The sequence below is a fragment of the Acinetobacter sp. AB03 genome, from assembly GCF_058107045.1.
Map to the genome: position 1 here is coordinate 1,148,563 of NZ_JBUEBA010000002.1, position 1,403 is coordinate 1,149,965.

The 1,403-nt window shown below is 42.8% G+C and carries 1 protein-coding gene and 1 pseudogene; both read right to left on the reverse strand.

The window, feature by feature from the left end; genetic code table 11:
• Positions 1 to 77: 77 nt before the first annotated feature.
• Positions 78 to 428 (reverse strand): annotated as a pseudogene (locus tag ACY3FQ_RS05950) (MutS N-terminal domain-containing protein); the annotation flags it as partial.
• 252 nt (positions 429 to 680) lie between these two features.
• A partial coding sequence (locus ACY3FQ_RS05955; RefSeq protein WP_489773699.1) for an alpha/beta fold hydrolase occupies positions 681 to 1,403 on the reverse strand: 723 nt, incomplete at its 5' end.

Here is a 1,403-nt window from a genome sequence, read left to right on the forward strand (position 1 = left end):
CCAAAATTAAATTTATTTAAATCAGATGCTTACATATTTATGCAACAAAGCCCATTGGTACACTAAGGCAGCAAATCAGTAATAATCCGGACAACGCCACGTTCAACAGGGGCCTTACCTGTAACCTCACCAATTTGCTCGCAAATGACGACGGTTTCGCCTTTTTTCACCAAGCGAGCAAGGTAGCCTTCAGCTGCATGGTAAGGAACGCCTGCCATAGGGATGGGTTCACCATTGGCTTTGCCACGATGGGTCAGGGTAATCCCGAGAAGTTTAGCGGCCTTGTGTGCATCTTCAAAGAACAGCTCGTAGAAGTCACCCATACGATAGAACATCAAAGAGTGCGGATGTTGCATTTTGACGCCCATGTACTGTTGCATCATGGGTGTGAGTGTGGACAAATCAGTTATGATTCCCGAATTGCTCATGTAGGTGAAATCCTTAAATCTTTGAAAATGCACAATATAAAAATAGACCGAGCGACACCGCTTACCGTGTGTATTTATGCGCTATGAACAGCTATTGTATGAATGGCAATATCTTAGCAAAATTGAAAACGACTAAACAATAAATCATCTATAAAGCGAACAGTTGTTAAACAGCCAAGTGATTATTGCTGTAGGCATTAGGTGTAAAGCAAAAATAAAAAAGCCTAAACATCTGTTTAGGCTTTTTAAGATTTAAGGCTTATACAGACCGAGTTCAGTCAGCTGCAACCGTAGGATACGACGTAACTCAAGAACAGCTTCAGGCGTTTCTTGAATAGAATGTCCACCTTTAATAATCTTCTCAGACAATGCACCATCTAGATGGGCACTCGTATAAGGCACGACATCGTCTGTAATGATATTGATGTCATCACTTTTGGTCGCATTCCCCATGATGCTGTGGAATTTCATGCCTTTGTATGGAACGACGTTTTTAGTTAACCGAGTGAAGTTAGAGTTCTTGCTGAGATCACTTGGCCCATTTTGTATGAGTCCATTATCTACATCTTTAATAAATTCTTGTAGGTCAGGGTCACTACTTTGTATAACATCGGTCAGTGCCCCCAAAAATGCACCTGGTAGACGAATGACTTTACGCGCCGCGAGGGTAAACCAGCGGTCAGCAAACTCTGTCCCACGATGTGGCGCTGCTAAGAAAATGGCCCGACTGAAATTTGGAATCGGTTGAATGTCGAGGCGCGATTTAAACAGAGGATCATTTTTAAATTGTTGCACACGTCGATTGGGTAGCAGTTTCATTGCCGCAGGGGTTAAGTCAGCATCGCTTACCAAAAGCCGCGCAATAATACCGCCCATACTATGACCCACTAGCACGGCATCCTTTTTGGCAGGCGCTTTGCTATCGACCAAATTAAAACTTTGTTGAATGATTGCATAGATTTGGAAACGACTTTC